The organism is Sphingopyxis sp. UBA6723 (genome assembly GCF_002454115.1).
In the GTDB taxonomy this organism is placed as follows: domain Bacteria; phylum Pseudomonadota; class Alphaproteobacteria; order Sphingomonadales; family Sphingomonadaceae; genus Sphingopyxis.
Genome location: NZ_DKIH01000011.1, coordinates 50,668 through 70,530, shown reverse-complemented (window position 1 = coordinate 70,530; position 19,863 = coordinate 50,668). Strand labels below are relative to the sequence as shown.

Annotated in this window: 12 protein-coding genes and 1 pseudogene; 7 read left to right on the top strand and 6 right to left on the bottom strand. The window is 64.2% G+C overall.

Translation table 11 applies throughout. The features are described from left to right. Window positions 1-25 precede the first annotated feature (25 nt). Together B4F07_RS11370 and B4F07_RS11365 are read left to right on the top strand one after the other, a co-directional pair. Window positions 26-3,442, top strand: a complete 3,417-nt coding sequence (locus B4F07_RS11370) for an efflux RND transporter permease subunit (protein WP_293703892.1) — start codon at window positions 26-28, stop codon at window positions 3,440-3,442. A gap of 63 nt (window positions 3,443-3,505) precedes the next feature. Continuing rightward, complete coding sequence (locus B4F07_RS11365; protein ID WP_414711732.1) at window positions 3,506-4,798, top strand: DUF445 domain-containing protein; 1,293 nt, start codon at window positions 3,506-3,508, stop codon at window positions 4,796-4,798. 104 nt (window positions 4,799-4,902) lie between these two features. Here B4F07_RS11365 and B4F07_RS11360 read toward each other — a convergent pair whose 3' ends face one another. Next, complete coding sequence (locus B4F07_RS11360) at window positions 4,903-5,694, bottom strand: SDR family NAD(P)-dependent oxidoreductase (RefSeq protein ID WP_293703891.1); 792 nt, start codon at window positions 5,692-5,694, stop codon at window positions 4,903-4,905. Window positions 5,695-5,740: 46 nt separating this feature from the next. Between B4F07_RS11360 and pepN the strand changes: the two genes are divergently transcribed. After that, window positions 5,741-8,338, top strand: coding sequence for an aminopeptidase N (gene pepN / locus B4F07_RS11355; RefSeq protein WP_293703889.1), 2,598 nt, complete (start codon window positions 5,741-5,743; stop codon window positions 8,336-8,338). A gap of 60 nt (window positions 8,339-8,398) precedes the next feature. Here the strand turns inward: pepN and B4F07_RS11350 are convergent, their stop codons facing one another. The 5 genes from B4F07_RS11350 to B4F07_RS11330 form a co-directional block, all read right to left on the bottom strand. Beyond that, window positions 8,399-9,034 (bottom strand): hypothetical protein, encoded by a 636-nt coding sequence (locus B4F07_RS11350; protein WP_293703888.1) that lies wholly within the window; start codon window positions 9,032-9,034, stop codon window positions 8,399-8,401. A gap of 250 nt (window positions 9,035-9,284) precedes the next feature. Further along, window positions 9,285-9,884 (bottom strand): ABC-type transport auxiliary lipoprotein family protein, encoded by a 600-nt coding sequence (locus B4F07_RS11345; RefSeq protein ID WP_293703887.1) that lies wholly within the window; start codon window positions 9,882-9,884, stop codon window positions 9,285-9,287. A gap of 8 nt (window positions 9,885-9,892) precedes the next feature. Next, window positions 9,893-10,834, bottom strand: coding sequence for an MlaD family protein (locus tag B4F07_RS11340; protein ID WP_293703886.1), 942 nt, complete (start codon window positions 10,832-10,834; stop codon window positions 9,893-9,895). Window positions 10,835-10,843: 9 nt separating this feature from the next. Then, window positions 10,844-11,698, bottom strand: coding sequence for an ABC transporter ATP-binding protein (locus tag B4F07_RS11335; RefSeq protein WP_293703884.1), 855 nt, complete (start codon window positions 11,696-11,698; stop codon window positions 10,844-10,846). Continuing rightward, window positions 11,698-12,804, bottom strand: a complete 1,107-nt coding sequence (locus tag B4F07_RS11330) for an ABC transporter permease (RefSeq protein ID WP_293703882.1) — start codon at window positions 12,802-12,804, stop codon at window positions 11,698-11,700. The genes B4F07_RS11335 and B4F07_RS11330 overlap by 1 nt, the downstream gene beginning before the upstream one ends. 89 nt (window positions 12,805-12,893) lie before the next feature. Here B4F07_RS11330 and B4F07_RS11325 point away from each other — a divergent pair, with 89 nt between their 5' ends. The 4 genes and pseudogenes from B4F07_RS11325 to B4F07_RS11310 all read left to right on the top strand — a co-directional run bounded on the left by B4F07_RS11325 (window position 12,894) and on the right by B4F07_RS11310 (window position 17,347). Beyond that, on the top strand, window positions 12,894-13,613 hold the full coding sequence (locus B4F07_RS11325) for an HAD family hydrolase (RefSeq protein ID WP_293703880.1): 720 nt from the start codon (window positions 12,894-12,896) through the stop codon (window positions 13,611-13,613). 111 nt (window positions 13,614-13,724) lie between these two features. After that, window positions 13,725-15,158, top strand: a complete 1,434-nt coding sequence (locus B4F07_RS11320) for an aldehyde dehydrogenase family protein (RefSeq protein WP_293703792.1) — start codon at window positions 13,725-13,727, stop codon at window positions 15,156-15,158. Window positions 15,159-15,391: 233 nt separating this feature from the next. Next, on the top strand, window positions 15,392-16,273 hold the full coding sequence (locus B4F07_RS11315; protein WP_293703793.1) for a UDP-2,3-diacylglucosamine diphosphatase: 882 nt from the start codon (window positions 15,392-15,394) through the stop codon (window positions 16,271-16,273). Further along, window positions 16,270-17,347: pseudogene (locus B4F07_RS11310) on the top strand (glycosyltransferase family 4 protein). Before B4F07_RS11315 ends, B4F07_RS11310 begins: the two are co-directional and overlap by 4 nt. Window positions 17,348-19,863 lie beyond the last annotated feature (2,516 nt).

The window sequence follows — 19,863 nt, the reverse complement described above, 5'->3', positions numbered from 1 at the left end:
CGTGCGCGCAAAAGGCGTTTGAATCATGAGCTTTCGCAACATCTCCGCCTGGTGCATCCGCAATCCGGTGCCGCCGATCGTCATGTTCGTCCTGTTGCTGTTGGCGGGGATCGTCAGTTTCAACCGGATGGACGTCAACGATCAGCCTGACGTCGAATTTCCGGCCGTGCAGGTGATCGTCTCGCAGCCGGGCGCGGCGCCGTCGGAGCTGGAAACACAGGTCACCCAGCGCGTCGAAGCGGCGATCCGCGGCGTCAGCGGCGTTGACGAGATGTCATCTTATGTGGGGGAAGGGAACAGCCGCACATTCGTCCAGTTTGCGATTGGTACCCCGATCGACCGCGCTTACAACGATGTCAATCAGGCGGTTCAGCAGATCCGCAGCGACCTGCCCGATGGCATATTGGAGCCGCAAGTCGTGCGCGTCGATATTGCCGGCGGCCCGATCACCTATTTTGCGGTCGAGGCATCGGACATGACGCTGGAACAGCTGTCATGGTATGTCGATAACAGCGTCGCGAAAGAGCTGCTGTCGATCCCGGGTATGAGCCAGGTGCGCCGTTCGGGCGGCGTCGATCGCGAAATCCGCGTCATCCTCGATCCCGCGCGCATGCAAAGCTATGGCCTCACCGCCAGCCAGGTGAACCAGCAACTGCGCCAGACCAATGTCAACGCAGCGGGCGGTCGCACCGAAATCGCCGGGTCCGAACAAGCGGTGCGCGTTCTGGGCAACGCCGCCAACGCGTTCGAATTGGGCGACACGCGCCTGTCGATCGGTAACGGTCGCACCGTGCGCCTGTCCGACGTGGCGAAGGTCACCGACGGTTATGCCGAACAGCGCAACCTGGCGAAGATCAAGGGCCGCCAGGTGCTCAGCTTCTCGATCGAAAAGGCGAAAGGCGCGTCGGACGTCACCGTCCATGACGAGACGATGAAGAAGCTGGCCGAGATCAAAAAGGCCAATCCCAAGGTCGATTTCAAGATCCTGTTCACGCGCACCGAATATACCAAGGAACAATATCGCAGCTCGATGCTGGCGATGGGCGAGGGCGCCGTGCTGGCGGTTTTCGTCGTGTTCCTGTTCCTGCGTGACTGGCGCGCGACGCTGATTTCGGCGCTCGCGATCCCGCTGTCGGCGATCCCGACCTTTTGGTTCATGGACCTGATGGGCTTTTCGCTGAACAGCCTGTCGCTGCTCGCGCTCAGCCTCGTGGCCGGGGTGCTCGTCGACGACGCGATCGTCGAGATCGAAAATATCGTGCGGCATATGCGCATGGGCAAAACCGCCTATCAGGCGTCGATCGACGCCGCCGATGAAATCGGACTCGCGGTGGTGGCGACGACGATGTCGATTGTTGCGGTGTTCCTGCCGGTCGCGTTGATGCCCGGCATTTCGGGCCAGTTCTTTATCCAGTTCGGGATGACCGTCGTCTTTGCCGTGCTCGTCAGCCTGGCCGTCGCGCGCATGATCACGCCGATGATCGCTGCCTATTTCCTGTCGGCGCAGGGCGAACAGGAACATGCGGCGGGGCCGTGGGTCGATCGCTATGAGCGGCTGCTGGCGTGGACGCTCGACAGCCGGAAGCAGCAGGCGGTGCGGGCGCGCTATGAGGGTACGCGGACCAAGATCGCCTATCTGGCGGTCCCGCTCGTACTGGCGGGCCTTTATGTCGTATATTCGACCATCACCTTTTTCCAGCCGGTGGCCGCCGGACAGGATGGCCCGAACCCGGCGATTCATTTTCTCGTTCTGACGCCGTCCATGGCAATCGTCACCTTTCTGGTAGCCAGCCTGCTCGCTATCCTGATCGGTGCAATCGCCTATGCGATGGGGATGCGCCAATGGGCGTTCACCCATTGGGCAAAGTTCATGGTCCAGCGTGCCTGGGCGCGCCTGCATGATCATCGGGTCTGGATTGTCGGTATCGGGCTGTTCGCTTTCCTGTCCAGCATCGGCCTGTTCATGGTGCTGCCGCAACAGTTCCAGCCGACGACGAACAGCGATTACAGCCAGGTGCGCTACGAATTGCCGCCGGGCTCGACGCTGGCGCAAAGCGAGAATATCGTGCGGCAGATTGGGGATATCCTCGACAACAGCCCCGAGGTTCAAACCGCATTTTACGACGTCAATGTCGGCGGCGGCAATGGTTTCATCACGCTCAAGAAGGAGCGCGAGATCAGCAGCGTCGATTGGGAACGCAACCTGCAACCGAAACTGGCGGCGATCCCCGACGCGCGGGTGTCGTTCCAAAGCCAATCGGGCGGCTTTTCGGGCCGCGACATCACGATGGTCATCGGCGGCGACGATCCGGTGGCGCTGGAAAAACACGCGCGCACCATCGTCACCCAGATGGGCGGGGTAAAGGAATTGCGCGCACCGCGTATCGAGGGCGACATTCCGCGTCCCGAAATCATCGTCAATCCGCGCATGGACCTAGCCGCCGAACTCGGCGTGACCACCGCGGCGCTCAGCCAGACGATCCGTATCGCGACCTTGGGCGATATCGACCAGAATGCCGCGAAATTCTCGCTGTCCGATCGCCAGATCCCGATCCGGGTGCTGTTGTCCGAAGATTCGCGGCGCAGTCTGGCGACGATCGAAAATCTGCCGGTGCCAACCTCGCGCGGCGGCACCGTACCGCTGAAGTCGGTGGCCGAGATCGGGTTCGGCGCGGGGCCGACCGAATTGCGCCGCTATAACCAAACGCGGCGCATCGTGATCGGCGCCGACTTGGCGCCGGGGCTGGTCACCGGCGAAGCGCAGAAAAAGATCGACGCACTGCCTGCGGTCAAGAATATGCCGCAGGGTATCCGCAGGGTGGTGCAGGGCGATGCCAAGTGGCAGGCCGAACTGATCAACAACTTCATCATCGCTGTGGTGTCGGGGTTGCTGCTCGTCTTTGCGACGCTGGTCCTGCTTTATCGCCGCTTCCTGTCGCCGCTGGTGAATATGTCCTCGCTGCTGCTCGCGCCGCTTGGCGGGCTGCTCGGCCTTGCGATTGCCGGCATGGAAATTTCGATGCCGGTCTATATCGGCTTGCTGATGCTGCTTGGTATCGTGGCCAAAAACTCGATCCTGCTCGTCGATTTTGCAATCGAGGAAATGGACCATGGCGTCGGCAAGATGGAGGCTTTGCTGGATGCCGGGCGCAAGCGTGCGCAGCCGATCGTGATGACCACAGTCGCCATGGTCGCGGGCATGGTGCCCACCGCATTGTCGCTGTCGGGCGACGGCGCGTGGCGCGCCCCGATGGGTGTTGTCGTGATCGGCGGCCTGATCCTGTCGACGCTGCTGACGCTGCTGATCGTCCCGGCGGGCTTCAGTCTGGCGGACAGCATTGAAAAACGGCTCGGCCGCTTCTTCTCCCGCAATCTGCTCACCTATGAAGAAGGCGACGATACCAAACCGCATGGTGTGCCTGCGCCGCAACCGGCCGAGTGATCGGGCGCGGCCGAATGTGCTGCGTCGGTTGCAACTTTTGCGGCGCTTCGCCATTTTAGGCGGATGATGGACAAAATTTCGACCCCGGATGAAACCGGAAGCGCCCACCCCCTGCGGGTGGGCGTTGCCGTTCCGACCGGCGGTTTGAACATCCGTGTCGTTGCCACCGGTATGCTGGTGGCGATGGCGCTGGTGTTCGTTACCGCCAAATTTTATCAGGATGTCCATCCTGCAGTGGGCTTTGTCCGCGCCTTTGCCGAGGCCGCGATGGTTGGCGGGCTGGCCGACTGGTTCGCGGTCACGGCGCTGTTCCGTCACCCGATGGGGTTGCCGATCCCGCACACAGCGATCGTCCCGCGCAACAAGAACCGTATCGGCGACACGTTGGCGCGTTTCCTGCTGACCAACTTTCTGCTGCCGCGCCTGATCGCGCGCAAGATGCAGACGCTCGATGTCGCGGGCGCGGTGGGGGCGTTTTTGTCGCAGCCGGCAGAAGGCGGCGGACGGCTGAAGCTCGGCGCCTCGCGGATCATCGCCGACGCGCTGGGTGCGCTGGATCAACAGCGCCTAGGCGGGATGGTCAAATCGGCCATCGCCGATCGCCTGCGCGAGCTGGATGTCGCGCCGCTACTGGGGCAGGCGTTGCAGGCCGCGCTGGCCGAGGGACGGCACCAGCCGTTGCTGGATGCGATGGTCAAATGGGGGTCGAAGACGCTCGAACTCAACGAGCATCTGATCCACCAGATGGTGCACGACAATTCGAACGCCATTGTGCGTTTCACCGGACTCGACGAAAGCATTTCCAAGCGCATCGTCGCCGGGCTATCGAAGCTGCTCAGCGAAATGGCGGTCGATGAGACCCACCCGCTGCGCATCCGGGTCGAGGAGGGGTTGGCGAAGATGGCGCTCGACCTGCAACATGATGCCGCGGTGCAGGCCAAGGTCGCCAAGGTCCGCGACGAGCTGCTCGAAAACAAGGCGGTCAAGCGCTGGCTTGACGGCTTGTGGGAACAGGGACGCGGCGCGCTGCTCAAGGCGGCGCGGAATCCCGACACCATGCTGGCGGGCCGGATCGGCGAACTGGTGACGCAATTCGGCGCGATGCTGGGCGAGGATGCCCATATCAAGCGCACGCTCAACCGCTACGCGCGCCGCGCCGTCGTCGGCATGGTCGACAGCTATGGCGAAACCGCGCTGAAACTGGTGTCCGACACGATCCGCGGCTGGGATGCCAAGACGATCTCCGACCGGCTGGAAAGCGCGGTTGGCGACGACCTGCAGTATATCCGCATCAACGGGACGCTGGTCGGTGGACTGGTGGGCGTGTTGATCCACACGGTGGATGTGTTGATCTGAGCTAACAGCCGTCATTGCGAGGAACAAAGCGACGCGGCAATCCAGCGTAGCATAAACCGCTCTGGATTGCTTCGCTTCGCTCGCAATGACGACTTACCGGGGCGTCAGCGACACGCCGCCAACCCCTCGCGATACGTCGGAAAGCGCGGCGTCCAGCTCAGCAACCTCTTCGCCTTGCCATTCGCGACCCGGCGGTTCTCGGCGTAGAAGGCGCGCGCCGCTGACGATAGCCCTGCCTCGTCCAGCGTTTGCAACGGCGGCAGCGGCGCCGCCAGCATCGCGCAACCCCATTCGACCAGCCGGTTCTGATGGCACGGCTCGTCATCGGCCAGATTATAGACCCCCGGCGGTCCCCTGAACGACGCGATCACCCCGCCCGCAATGTCGTCAACATGAACGCGGCTGAACACCTGATCGGGCAGGGCGATCCGGTGCGCGCGGCCTTTGCTGATGCGGTCGAGGATCGAGCGGCCGGGGCCATAGATGCCGGGGAGGCGGAAGACCGAGACATCGCCGCGCAATGCTTGCCACGCCGCGTCTGCGACATTGCGGTCGGCGCGGCGCCCCCTGACCGGTGCGCTTTCATCAACCCACGCGCCGCCCGCGTCGCCATAGACGCCGGTCGAGGACAAGTAGCCGACCCATGTTGCGGGCGCCAGCGCGAGTGCATCACCATAGCGCCCCAGCACCGGATCTGCGCCGGCGACGGGCGGCACCGACGACAGGAGATGCGTCGCCGACCGCAGTGCCGCGAGCACCGCGCCCTCGTCACCAAACGCAAGGCTGCCCTCGCGCCCGTCTTGCGTCGTCCCGACCACATCCCATCCGCGCGCGCGCAACCGGGCCGCAAGGTGGCTCGCGGCATAGCCCAGCCCGAAAATCAGCATCTGTCCCATCGTCCGCCTTATTGCGCGGCTCGCGCCCCGCGCCTAGACCCGAAACATGACCGACGCCTCTTCCACCCCCGCCATTCCCGTCACCATCCACCGCGGCGATTATCGCCCGCCCGACTGGCAGGTGCCCGACGTCGCGCTCGATTTCGCCTTGGCGGTCGAAGCGACGCGCGTCGCCGCGGCGCTGTCGGTCGTGCGCCAGACGGATACGGCTGTCCCCTTGGTGCTGCGCGGCGATGGGCTGACCCCGGCGGCGGTGCGTGTCGATGGTGAAGTGTGGAACGATTGGCGCATGGACGGCGCCGACCTGATCGTCGATTTGGGCGAGCGCACTTCGGCGACGGTCGAGATCGACACGCTGATCCACCCCGCGGCGAACACCCAGTTGATGGGGCTCTATGCGTCGAACGGCATGCTCTGCACCCAGTGCGAGGCCGAGGGGTTCCGCCGCATCACCTTTCACCCCGACCGCCCCGATGTGCTCAGCCGGTACAAGGTGCGGATGGAGGGCGACAAGGCGGCGTTCCCGATCCTGCTGTCGAATGGCAACTGTATCGCCAAGGGCGACGGCGCGGGGGGCAATCACTGGGCGCTGTGGGAAGATCCCTGGCCGAAGCCGAGCTATTTGTTCGCGCTTGTCGCGGGCGATCTGGTGGTCAACCGCGACAGCTTCACGACCATGTCGGGGCGCAAGGTCGAACTCGGCATATGGGTTCGCGACGGCGATCTCGATCGCACGGGCCACGCGATGCAGGCGCTGAAGGACAGCATGGCGTGGGACGAGCGCGTCTATGGCCGCGAATATGACCTCGATCTGTTCAACATCGTCGCGGTCAGCGATTTCAACATGGGGGCGATGGAGAACAAGGGGCTGAACATCTTCAACACCCGCTACATCCTGGCCGATCCCGACACCGCGACCGACGTCGATTATGACGGGGTCGAGGGCGTCGTCGCGCATGAATATTTCCACAACTGGTCGGGCAACCGCGTCACCTGCCGCGACTGGTTCCAGCTGTCGCTGAAAGAAGGCTTCACCGTTTATCGCGACCAATGTTTTTCGGCCGATATGGGGTCGCCCGCGGTCAAACGGATCGAGGATGTTCGTCTGCTCCGCGCGGCGCAATTCCCCGAGGATGCGGGGCCGCTCGCGCATCCGATCCGTCCCGACAGCTTTCAGGAAATCTCGAACTTCTACACCGCCACCATCTATAACAAGGGCGCCGAGATCATCCGCATGATGGCGACGATGGTCGGCGCCGAACGCTTCCGCAAAGGCACCGACCTCTATTTCGATCGCCACGATGGCGAGGCCGCGACGTGTGAGGATTTTGTCCGGGCGATAGAGGAGGGGGCTGGGATTGATTTGACGCAATTCCGCTTGTGGTACAGCCAGGCCGGGACGCCGCGGGTCACCGCGCGGATCGACACCGATGCGGCGACGGGGGAACGCACCCTGCACCTGGCGCAAAGCGTTCCGGCAACCCCGGGTCAGCCCGACAAGCAGCCCATGCTCATCCCGCTGCGGATCAAGGCGTTCGACCGCGACGGCGGTGACGCCGCGGCCGAGCAACTGGTGCTGCTCGACAGTGCCGATATGGCGGTGCCGCTGGGCGCTGGGGACAGCCGCCCGATGCTGTCGCTCAATCGTGGCTTTTCGGCACCGGTCATCGTCGATTTCGCGCGCGAAGACGGCGAACTGGCGTGGCTCGCCGCGAACGACGACGATCCGTTTGCGCGCTACGAAGCTTTGCAGCAACTGATGCTCGACACGCTGGTTGCCGCGGTGTCGGGTGGGGCGCGGGGCCAACAGGCGGTGATCGATGCGATCGGCCAGACGCTGGCGGGCGCAGCGACCGACCCTGCGTTCGTCGCCGGGGCGGTGCTGCTGCCGAGCGAAGCCTTTGTCGGCGACCAGATGGTGACGGTCGATCCCGACGCGATCCGCCGCGAACGGCTGACGTTGCAGGCCGCGATCGGCACCGCGCTGGAAAACCAGTGGCGCGCGATCCTGGATAGTAAGGCACCGGCCGCGACCGACCTGTCGCGCAAGGCCAAGGGCGGCCGCCGCCTGCGCGGTGTAGCCTTGGCCTATTTGGCGGCGACGGCGATGGACGAGGTGCCGGCGCTGGCGTTCCGGATTTTCTCCGACGCCGACGGCATGACCGAGCGGCAAGCGGCGCTGGCGACGCTGGCGCATGGCGACAGCGACGAGCGCGTCGCGGCGCTCGACATCTTCTACCAGCGTTACCGCGACAATCCGCTCGTGCTCGACAAATGGTTTCAGGTGCAGGCGTGGTCGCTGCGTGCCGATACGGTCGATGCGGTGAAGGAACTGGCGCAGCACGCCGACTTCACCTTGGCCAACCCCAACCGGGTGCGGTCGCTCTACGGCGCGCTGTCGGGCAATCAGGCGGCGTTTCATCAGGCCGATGGCGCGGGATACCGGCTGATCGCCGATCTGGTGATCGCGCTCGACCCCAAAAACCCGCAAACATCGGCGCGGATGATTCCCCCGCTCGGCCGCTGGAAACGCTTCGACGATGCACGCGCCGCGATGATGAAGGCCGAGCTGGAGCGGATATTGGCGCAGCCGGGGCTGTCGCGCGATGTCACCGAGCAGGCGAGCAAGAGTTTGCTGGGGTAGGCAAGGGCTGCGCTGGGGTGGGGAGTTGAATGGCTGCTACCGCACAAAATGGGGCCCCGCTCAGCTATGCGGGTTGGCATTGACGATTCCCGGCAAAGACAGCCAATGAATTAAGGCTGGCCTGTATTCCTCATCTTTTTCGTTCAAGCCGCAAAGTCCCTGAGGCAAATCGACATCCAAGAAAACTTCGGCGTAGTGACCATCTTCCTCCCCATCATCGAAGAATAGTTTCAAATGCACCGGATGGTCAGCAATGAGCGTAGGGTCTGATTGGATGCCTACACCGAGGCAGTTGACCCTTTGAGGAAAAATCCATCCCTTGCTCAACAGGCTGTCGCGAGATTGGAAAGGCTTAAATGGCCAGCCAAGGCGTTTGTTCGATGATGATGGAATCCCGTAATAGTCAGCCAAAAGAGCCAACAGCCTGTCGCTTTCATGACCCAATGTTCTGAGGGTCACCGGCCCCCAGAAGCTATGGAAGGCGTCATCTTCTTCGCCATCGATTTGCTCTTTCCAACCGATCATCGGGATGTCGACAGCAAAGCCGACGGGCTCATATGGAGTAGCACGGGCACGCAGGGTTAACCGCCAAGTGGATGTTCCCTCATCAAACGATTTTTCGACCACCTCAAAAGTCATGTCGCACAAGGGCGGCAGGCCGTCGTCAGTATCTTCAAGATTGCAGAATACATGCATTTTTTAATCCTCGGGACGCCCGCCGAGCCGAAAGTTGCCAGTTAAGGCAGGCAGTCAACCAAGCATGCCCGACTACGGCTATGGGGCCGTGAGCGGCCCTCATGGATTCGTCACCCCGGACTTGATCCGGGGTCCATGAGGCCATTCACCGCCCGCTGATGAAAGGGCGCATGGATCCCGGATCAAGTCCGGGATGACGATGTAAATTACTACAGCTTCTGACCGCTACCGGCCATTTAAAGCGCAGCGCTCAGCCTCCCAACCAACCCGTAACGTCACCCGCCACCTTGTTCGCCGCGCGCGTCAGCGCTTCGCCGACCAGCTTCGCCTCGACCTCGCCGCCGATGGCCTCGCGCGCTTCGAAGCGGCGCTGGCTAACGGTCTTGCCGCCCGCGGATACTAACATCGCCTGATAGACGACGACGGCTTCGCCGGTCCGCGCATCGACGCCGAATTCCATCAGCTGGCCCGCGAGCTGTTCGCCGGGCGCGGTCAGATATTGGCCCTCGTCGAGCACGACGCGCGATGTGCTGGCGGAGACGGTTTCGGACACCAGCCGCTGGAACAGGCGCTGCGGCGCTTCGACCCATTGCGCGTCCTTGACGTAGGTGACGCTGCTATTGTCCTGCTGAACCGGGATGCGCGTGGTGCGCAGTTTCTGCGGTGCAGTCGGGATCAGGATCGTCAGCGTCGAGGCGTCGGCGGCGGTGCGCGCTGCGCCCGCTGATGGTGCGGCGGCGGCGTCAAGCGTCAGCAGGAAGGGCGGGGTCTTGCCGCCCAGACCGACGCACGCCGACAGCGAGACGGCGGCGACAGCGACGAGCAGCGGGGTGCGGAGATGGCGGATCATGATCGTCCTCATTTCTTGTAATCGGGCAGCTTGCTGCCGCCCAGCACGGCGCCGGCGCCTTGCTGGTCGAGCTTGTCGGTCAGGCTGGACAGCGAGGCCGAGGTGCGGCGCAGATCGCGGATCAGCGCATTGGCTTCGGGGATCGTCGTCTGGCTGAAGGTTTGCAGGCCGGGCCGCGCGTCAGCGATCGCGCCCTCCAGCGTTTTCATCGATTCATTCGCCGAGGCCAGCGTATCGCGCAGGTTCCGCATCGCGGGATCGACATTGCGGTCAATCGTCCCCTGTGTTGCGGCGGCGAGATTGCCGATCTGTTCGGCGGCGACCCCGGTCTGCTGGATCGCGATGCGCGTGTCGGCAAGCGCGCGTTCGATGGCGGGGCCGTTGCGCGCCAGGATCGCGGTCGAGGCTTCGACATTGTTCAAAATGCCGCGCATGCTCGCCTGATTTTCATCGTCGGCCAGCTCGGCCAATCGTTCGGTCAGGGTCGACAGGCGCTGGAGGAGCTGCGGCGCGGTGTTCAGCAGTTCGCCGAGCCCGCCGACGCGGGTCGGGATGACCGGCTTGCCCGCCGGTCCCTTGTCGGTAATCGGCGGCGCGTCCTTGACCGCGCCATCGAGCGAAATCTGCGAGACGCCGGTAAAGCCGACGCCCTCAATCGCCGCAGTCGTGCCTTGCAGTACGGGGACGCCCTCGTTCACCTCTATGCGGACGCGGACAAACTGCGGGTCATCGGGCCAGAGCGCGATTTCGCGCACCTGCCCGGCGGGTACGCCGGAGAATTGCACCGCCGACCCCTTGTTCAGCCCATCCACCGATTGCTTGAAGAAAACGTCATATTCCCGCTTCTCCCCGCCGCTGTCATTGGCCAGCCAGACGATGAAAAAGGCGAGCGCCGCGGTAAAGAACAGGACGAAAGCGCCGACGAGGACGTTGTTTGAGCGAGTTTCCATCAGCTTTTCCTATCGCCGCTTCGCGGTTTGGTTCCCGCTTGCCGCAGCGCGGCCTCGCGGTCCGTTGAAATAATCCTGTATCCACGGATGCTCGGTGGCAAGCAGTTCCGGGATGGTGCCGACCGCGATCACCTTCTTTTCGGCGAGCACCGCAACGCGGTCGCAGGTGGCGTAGAGCGAGTCGAGATCGTGGGTGATCAGGAAAACGGTGAGCCCCATGGTGTCGGCCAGCTCGCGGATGAGCTCGTCGAACTTGGCGGCGCCGATCGGATCGAGCCCCGCGGTCGGCTCGTCGAGAAACAGCAGCGCGGGATCGAGCGCCAGCGAGCGCGCGAGGCCCGCGCGCTTGACCATGCCGCCCGACAGCTCGGCGGGATATTTCGGCCCGGCATCGGGGGGCAGGCCGACCATCGCGACCTTGTACGCGGCGATCTCGTCGAGCAATTTCTGGTCGGTGCGCGGATAAAATTCGCGCAGCGGCACCTGGATGTTTTCGGCGACGCTCAGCGTCGAAAACAAGGCTCCGCCCTGGAACATCACGCCCCAGCGGCGGCGGAGATCGCGCGACTCTTCTTCGTCGGAGATGGTGTCGAGCGTCTTGCCATACACCTCGATCTCGCCCGACGTCGGGGTCTGCAGGCCGATGATCGAACGCATGAGCACCGATTTGCCGGTGCCCGAACCGCCGACGACGCCGAGGATTTCGCCCGACCGCACGTCGAGGTCGAGATGGTCGTGAATGATGGTGTCGCCGAATTGGTTGACGAGGCCGCGGATGCAGATCGCATGTTCAAACTCTTCGGGCCGCACCGCGTCGGCGGCGGCAAGCTCTTCGGCAACCTGATCGTCGAGTGCGTCGCTCATCAATTCCATCCGATCGACGAGAAGAAGACGGCGAACATCGCGTCGAGCACGATGACCAAGAAGATCGCGGCGACAACGGCCGAGGTGGTGCGTTTGCCCACTTCCTCGGCATTCTGGCGCACCTGCATGCCTTCGTAACAGCCGGTCACGCCGATCAATATGCCGAACACCGGTGCCTTGATCAGCATCGCCCAGAAATCGGTCATCGGGATAATGTCGCGCAGCAGCTGGACATAGGTGACGGGCGGAATGTCGAGCCCGATCCAGCAGAACACCCCGCCGCCGATGATCGCGCAAATGCTGGCGTAAAAGCCGAGCAGCGGCATCAGGATCGTCGCGGCGGCAACACGCGGCAATACAATTGCTTCCATCGGCGAGACGCCGATCGTGCGCATCGCGTCGATTTCTTCGGTCAGCTTCATCGTGCCGATCTGCGCCGCAAACGCCGAACCCGAGCGGCCCGCGACCATGATCGCGGTCATCAGCAGGCCTAGCTCGCGAATCGACGCGCGGCCGACCAGGTTGACGGTGAATACTTCGAGGCCGAACTGGCGCAACTGCACTGCGCCTTGCTGCGCGACCACAATGCCGATCAGGAAGGTCATCAGGCCGATGATCGGCAGCGCATCGAGGCCCACGGTCTGGAACCGGGTCACAATCGCGTGCCAGCGCAGCCGCCGCCGCGCGCGCAGCTGCGTACCGAGCGCCATGATCATCGCGCCAAAAAAGCCGACAATGCCAAGCAGTTCGTTCCACACGCCGACGCTGGCGGTGCCGACCTGTTCGAGCATACGGGTGAGCGGCGGGCGGCGGTCGCGGTGGACGCGATATTCGCTCTTGTCGCTGGCCAGCGCATCGAGCAGCCGCTGCGCTTCGGGGCTGGCGCCGATGACTTTGGCGCCATGTTCCTTGACGGTGCGGGTCACGATCCACGCGCCAACGGTGTCGATCCGTTCGAGCGCCGACAGGTCGAGCGTCGCGATCGGGCCGAGCGCGTCGAGCCGCGTCGGCAAATCGCCGAGCCGGGCCAGCGTCAGCCGACCGGTGAAGCGGATGTCGGTGCCACCCGCACCCTCGCTCTGTTCGAAATCCGCTCTGGCCACCATCGTGCGGAGGACATTGTCTTATTTGCCCGACCACGGCAAGTTAATCCCGCCCCCTTGGCCCGGACGCGGCGCGCTTCTATGATCGGGGGATGGAAACACCGCCGATCGCCCCGCCGCCCGACTATGCGCATCGCGTGGCGATGTATGACATGGACCGGACGATAACCCGATCAGGGACTTACAGCGGGTTCTTGATCCATGTTGCGCGGCGGCGGCAGCAATGGCGTCTGCTGCTATTGCCGCTCGTCGGGCTGGCGGGAGTTGCCTATGCGCTTCGTCTGATCGACCGGTCGCGGTTGAAGGCGATCAACCTGCGGCTGCTGGTCGGTCAGCGCTTTGCCCGCGCCGAAATTGCGCCGTTGGCCGAAAGCTATGCTGATAAAGTGGTGGCGCGTGGGCTGCATCCCGCCGCGCTCGAACAGATCGCTGCCGACCGTGAAGCGGGCTACCGGCTGGTGCTCGCGACCGCATCGTTCCATCTGTATGTCGACGCGATCGCCAAGCGGCTGGGCATCGACGATGTGCTGGCGACGCAGCTCGACGAGCCCGACGGCGCCGACCATATCCACGCGCGGCTGTCGGGCGACAATTGTTATGGTGACGCGAAGTTCGCGCGCATTGACGGCTGGATGGCGGCGAACGCGATCACCCGCGATGCCGCGCATATCCGCGCCTATTCGGACCATGTGTCCGACCACCCGATGCTGCGCTTTGCCGACGAAGCGGTCGCGACAACGCCGTCGCGGGGGTTGAAGAAACTGGCGCCGCAGATGGGGTGGTCGGTTGTTGATTGGCGGGCGCGGAAGTAGTTAGCCCCTCCCCTTCAGGGGAGGGGTTGGGGTGGGGCCTATCGGCCTTGCTCCATGCCTCGACACCCCACCCCCGGCCCCTCCCCTGAAGGGGAGGGGTGGAGAAGCCGAATGAAACTCAAGGACGTCTATCCGCTCTACCTCAACAACAAGGCGGTGCAGCCGAACACCGATCTGGAGGTGACCGACAAGTTTACCGGTGAGGTCGCGTTCCGCACCGCGCTGGCGACCCCCGATGTGATCGACGAAGCGATCGCGGGTGCCGTCCGCGCCGCCGAACCGATGGCGCGGCTGGCAAGTTTCGAAAAGCGCGACGTGCTGCTGCACTGCGTGAAGCGCTTTCAGGAGCGGTTCGACGAGCTGGCCTATGCGCTGTGCGTCGAGGCGGGCAAGCCCATCGCCGACAGCGAGGGCGAGGTCACCCGGCTGATCGACACCTTCCGCATCGCCGCCGAGGAAGCGACCCGCAATTATGGCGAGGTCCAGCCGCTCGACATTTCGGCGCGCGCCAAGGGCTATATGGGGATGTGGAAACGCGTGCCGATCGGCCCGTGCAGCTTCATCTCGCCGTTCAACTTTCCGCTCAACCTCGCCGCGCACAAGATCGCGCCAGCGATTGCGATCGGCTGTCCGTTCGTGATGAAACCCGCGTCGCTGACCCCGCTCGGCGCAATCATCATGGGCGAGGTACTTGCGGAGTGCGATATCCTGCCCGAGGGCGCGTTCAGCATCCTGCCCGCCAGCCGCGCCGGGGCCGACCTGTTCACCACCGACGAGCGGCTGAAACTGCTGTCCTTCACCGGCTCACCCGGCGTGGGTTGGGATCTGAAGGCGAAGGCGGGCAAGAAAAAGGTCGTACTCGAACTGGGCGGCAACGCCGCGGTGGTGGTCGACAAGGACGCCGACCTCGACCATGCGCTCGCGCGGATCATCTTTGGCGGCTATTATCAGTCGGGGCAAAGCTGCATCCATGTCCAGCGCGTGATTATCCACGAGGACATTTACGACAAGTTCCGCGGCATGCTCACCGTGAAGGTCAAGGCCTTGAAATCGGGAGATCCCAAGCATCGCGACACCTTCATCGGCCCGATGATTTCGGTCAAGGAAGCGCAGCGACTGAAGGGCTGGATCGACGATGCGGTCGCCGCGGGCGCGACCCTGCTCGCGGGCGGCGGGTGCGACGGCAATATGCTCGAGGCGGCGCTGCTGGAAAATGTCCCGGCGGGCAGCGATGTCGTCGTCGAAGAAGCGTTTGGGCCGGTTGTGGTGCTGTCGAAATTCGCCAAATGGGAAGACGCGCTGGCCGAGGTCAACGACAGCAAGTTCGGGTTGCAGGCGGGGCTGTTCACCAGCGACATCCAGAAGGTGCTGGAGGCCTGGGATCATCTCGATGTCGGTGGCATCGTCGTCAACGACGTGTCGAGCTACCGCGTCGACAATATGCCCTATGGGGGGGTTAAAGATTCGGGGCTGGGCCGCGAGGGCGTACGTTTCGCCATGGAAGATATGAGCGAGATCCGGAATTTGGTGATCCGGCGGACCTGATCCTCCCTGTCGCGAAGCGATGGGGAGGTGGCAGCGCGAAGCGCTGACGGAGGGGCGATGACACTACCGTCGCTGCCCCTCCACCNNTGGCTTCGCCACAGGGAGGATCGGGAGCCTCACCGTCACAAATCCGTCCCCTAACCGTCGTCAAACCGACGCCACTTTGAATCGCACAGTGTCACAAAACTCCTGTCTAGGCCGTGAGCAGCCCAAGGCTGTTTACGGAGTGTGACATGGCAACGATTTCGACCCTGCCCATCCCCGCGCGTTTTCCCGATCCCTTCACCACCGACCCGCACGTCCCCGAGCGCCTGATCGGCGAGCGGCGGAGTTACCGAGCAGTGTGGGTCAGCGACATTCACCTCGGCACTCGCGGCTGTAACGCTGCGATGCTGATCGACTTTTTCGACCATGTCGATTGCGAGACGCTCTACTTGGTCGGCGACATCATCGACGGCTGGCGGCTCAAGAAGCGCCATTTCTGGCCGCCCGAGCATAATGACGTCGTCTGGCGCGTATTGAAGCGCGCCAAGCGCGGCACCCGTGTCGTCTATGTCCCCGGCAACCATGACGAGATGGTCAAGCCGTTTGATGGCTTCGATTTCGGCGGAGTCGAAATCCGCCGCGAGGCGATCCACGAAACCGCCGATGGGCGCAAACTGCTGGTCGTCCATGGCGACGAGTTCGACGCGGTGATGCTGGCGCACCGCTGGCTCGCCTTCGTCGGCGACGCTGCCTACACCGCGCTGATGAAGTGCAATGTGGTCGTGAACCGCATCCGCAGCGCGTTCGGCCTGCCCTATTGGTCGCTGTCGATGGTCGCCAAGCACAAAGTCAAGAACGCCGTCCAGTTTATCGGCCGTTACGAAGAAGTCGTCGCCCACGCCGCCCGCTCGCGCGGGGTCGATGGCGTGGTGTGCGGGCATATCCACAGCGCCGAGATGCGCGAGATCGAGGGCACCGAATACTACAATGACGGCGACTGGGTCGAAGGCTGCACCGCACTGGTCGAGAATCATGACGGCACGATGGAAATTTTGCACTGGGCCGAGGAAGTCGCGGCACGCGCCGTGCCGACCGTTCTGGAACTCCCCGCCCCGGCGCGCGCTGCATGAGGATATTGATCGTCAGCGACGCATGGGAACCACAGGTCAACGGCGTCGTCCGCACGCTGCAGGCGACCGTCGCCGAACTGCGCAAGGCGGGGCATGAGGTCGGCGTCGTTTCGCCCGACGTCTTTCGCTCGGTCCCCTGCCCTTCCTACCCCGAAATCCGCCTCGCCTTTGCCGGGTGGCGCAGGGTCGGACGGCATATCCGCGCCTTTGCGCCACAAGCGATCCATATCTCGACCGAAGGCCCGCTGGGCCTGGCGGCGCGGCGCTGGTGCCTGAAGCACGGCTTTCCGTTCACCACCGCCTACCACACCCGCTTTCCCGAATATGTCGCGGCGCGGCTGGCGCTCNNATGTCGCGGCGCGGCTGCCGCTCTCCCCTGCCTTCGTGTGGCGCTTCATCCGCTGGTTCCATCGTCCGGCACGGCACATCATGGTCGCGACGCGCAGCCTGGCGCGCGAACTCGCCGAACAGGGGCTGGGCCAGACGATGATGTGGGAGCGCGGCGTCGACCACGACCTGTTCCACGCCGACCGGGCCCCGCACCCCGCCTACGCCGAGCTGCCGCGGCCGATCCAGCTCTACGTCGGGCGCGTCGCGGTCGAGAAGAATATCGGCGCGTTTCTGGATGTCGACCGCCCGGGGACAAAAGTCATCGTCGGCGATGGCCCTGCGCTTGGCGTGCTCAAGGCGCAGCATCCTGGCGCGCTGTTCCTCGGCAAGCTCAGCGGCGAAGCGCTGGCGTCAGCCTATGCAGGCGCCGACGTCTTCGTCTTTCCCAGCCGCACCGACACCTTCGGCCTGGTCGTCATCGAGGCGCTGAGCTGCGGCACCCCGGTCGCCGCGTTCCCGGTTCCCGGCCCCGGCGACATCATCCGCGAGGGCGCCGGGGCGCTCGACGAAGATCTGGGCCGCGCGATCGACACCGCACTGTCATGCGACCGCGCCGATGCCGCGGCGCTTGGTGCACGATATAGCTGGGCCAGTTGCACAACGCAGTTTGCCAACGCGCTGACGTTCGTACCGACCGATGCCGCGCCCGAGACTGCACCTCGCACGCAACCGCTCACAGCCTAAAACGTCTTGCGCCACTCCAGCTCGATATAGCGGCCCAGCGGGTCGATGTAGCCGGGCTGATAGTTCAGCGGCACCAACCCNNNAAAAGATTGTCGATGGCGAGGCGCACGCGCGAACCTTTCAGGAACGGCAGTTTCTCGGTCAGTTTCGGCTTCTGGTTCAGATCGACGAAGAAACGCAGGTTGAACGTCGCGAGGTCGCCGAATTTTAGGTCACCCGCAGTGCCGCCGGTGACCGTGCTGCCGCTGTCATATTTGGCGCTGAGCCTGACCCCCATCCCCTTGTTGAACAGCCCGCCGTCGAGTTCGAGCAGATGGCGGTTACTGCCGCCGCCACTCCCGGTCGCCGACCCGTCCAGCAGGTCGAGTTCGGGAACGCCTGGGCGGATCAGGATTTTGTCGGTCAGCTTATAGGTGTGGTAAAGCGACACCTGCCAGCGCCCGCCCTGCGGCCCGCCGAACATTCCGCCGGGACCACCGCGACCGCGACCGCCACCGCCCATGCGCGGACCGCCACCAGCGCGCGGGCCGCCCGCCCCAGCGCCGTCAGGACGTCCGCCACCGGGGCGGCCTGCGCCGGGACCGCCCGGCTGTTGCTGGCCAAAGCTCTTGCCGAAATTCAGCCCCCAGCGAATCTGCGAATTTTCGACCTGATCGAAATTGACCGGTCGCTGGTCGAGCGCAATCAGTACGCCGTTGGCGTCGCGCGTCACGCGGTCGGGGAACGCAGCTTCGATCTCGGGCGTCAGCAGCGGCAGGCTGTTCGACGTGTCATTGCTCTTGTTGCGGTTGTAATTGACCGACAGGCGCAGCCCTTCGACCATCGGCACTTCCCAGTTCAGCCCGAGCTTCAGGTCGCGGCGCTGTTCGGCGAGCAGGAAGGGATTGCCGCCGGTCGTCGTCGTGATCTCCACCGTCTGCCCGGTCGCAAAGTCGTAATAGGTGACCGCGGGTGTCACCAGCGGCGCCGCACCCAGCTGCTGGATTCCGGGCGCCGCCTCGTCATTGTTGAAGCTCGCGAGCAGCGACAGATTGTCGGTGACGCCCCAGTTGAGGCTCGCGCCCCAGCTTTTGAGCGCTTCGAAATCGCTGGGATTGGCGACCTGACCGCTCAGCGTCAGCGAAACGCGGCCGATGTTGCCGATTTCATATTCGGGATCGAGCAGCGGCAGGGTCAGCGACCCGAACACGCTGGGCGTATCGCGCCCAAGGTCGGTGGTCGTGATCAGGCCCGAGCGTTCGGACTGACTGTCGAAGCGCAGTCCCGAATAGCTGCCGGTCATCGACAGACGGATCGGGCCGGCCCAACCCTCGGTCACCGTGCCCGACAGGTTGGCGCTGCCGCCAAAGCTTTGCTGGCTACTGTCGAACCGGTCGCGCGCGCCGGTCACCCGGTCGGTGAAGGTGCGCTGATCGGCATCCCCATAATTGCCCGACAGCGACCAGCGCCAGTCGCCGAGCATGCCGTTGACGCTGGCGGTCGTCGTCAGGTTACGACTGCGGCTGTCGCGTTCGAGCGGGACATCGCCGCCTGACACCACGGGGCCGAGTAGCGACAGGCTGTCGGTCTGGTCCAGCCGCACGTTGAGTGAGGCGTCAGTGACCTTGTCCAGGCTCCGCTGGATCGTCGCGTCGATCAGATAGGTATCGCTTTCGGGCAGCAAGCTGCGCGTCGACGGGCCCAGCCCGCGCTCATCCTCGGTGAGCATGGTCGATTGTTCCCAGCCCGCGTTGATGTTGACGCGGCCATTCTCGCCGATGGCCAGAAAGCTGCCCTCGACTTCGCTCTGGAAGCGCCCGCCCTGGGTCGGAATGCCGCCCTCGGCCTCGACCGCGACCTGACGGAAATTGGGCTTGAGCACCATGTTGACGACGCGCTCGTCCGCCGAATAGCCATATTGCAGTGCGACTTCTTCGGGGAAGATCTCGACCTTGGCGATCGCCTCGGGGGGCAGGTTGCGCACCTCGCCAAAGCCGCCGATCCGGCGTCCGTTGACCAGGATGATCGGCCGCCCGCCGCCGCGCCCGCGGCCTGAGCGCGTTTGCGGCGCGAGCGCCTCAAGCAGTTCGGACACATTCGACACGCCATAGCTGGCGATCGCCGCCTCATCGAGCTCCGCCTCGGCCTTGATGTCGGTTTCCAGCTGCCCGGCAAGGCGCGGCGCGGTCACGACAATTTCGTCGCCGTCGATGTCGTCATAATCATCTTCGGGATCACTGGACGCGCTGACGACTGGCGCCGCCGGCTGGTCGGCAACCGCGGCCACCGCGGCGCTGACGGGCATCGCGTCGGTTTCGGCCATGGCAGGCCAGGCGAGCGCGGCGCTGGCGGTGAGCAACATCGCGCGCGCGGAAAGAGAGAGGTGGGCATAGGTCATTGGGGGAGAGCCTTTTGTTTTTTCTTGCTTCTTATTGGCGCCGCAGGACTGAACCCCGGCTGACGCGCGTCTTTGTCGGCGGTTCATTTATGTCGCAATTGTCGCAACAATGTGTCGGAGCCATCGCAGTTCCACCAAC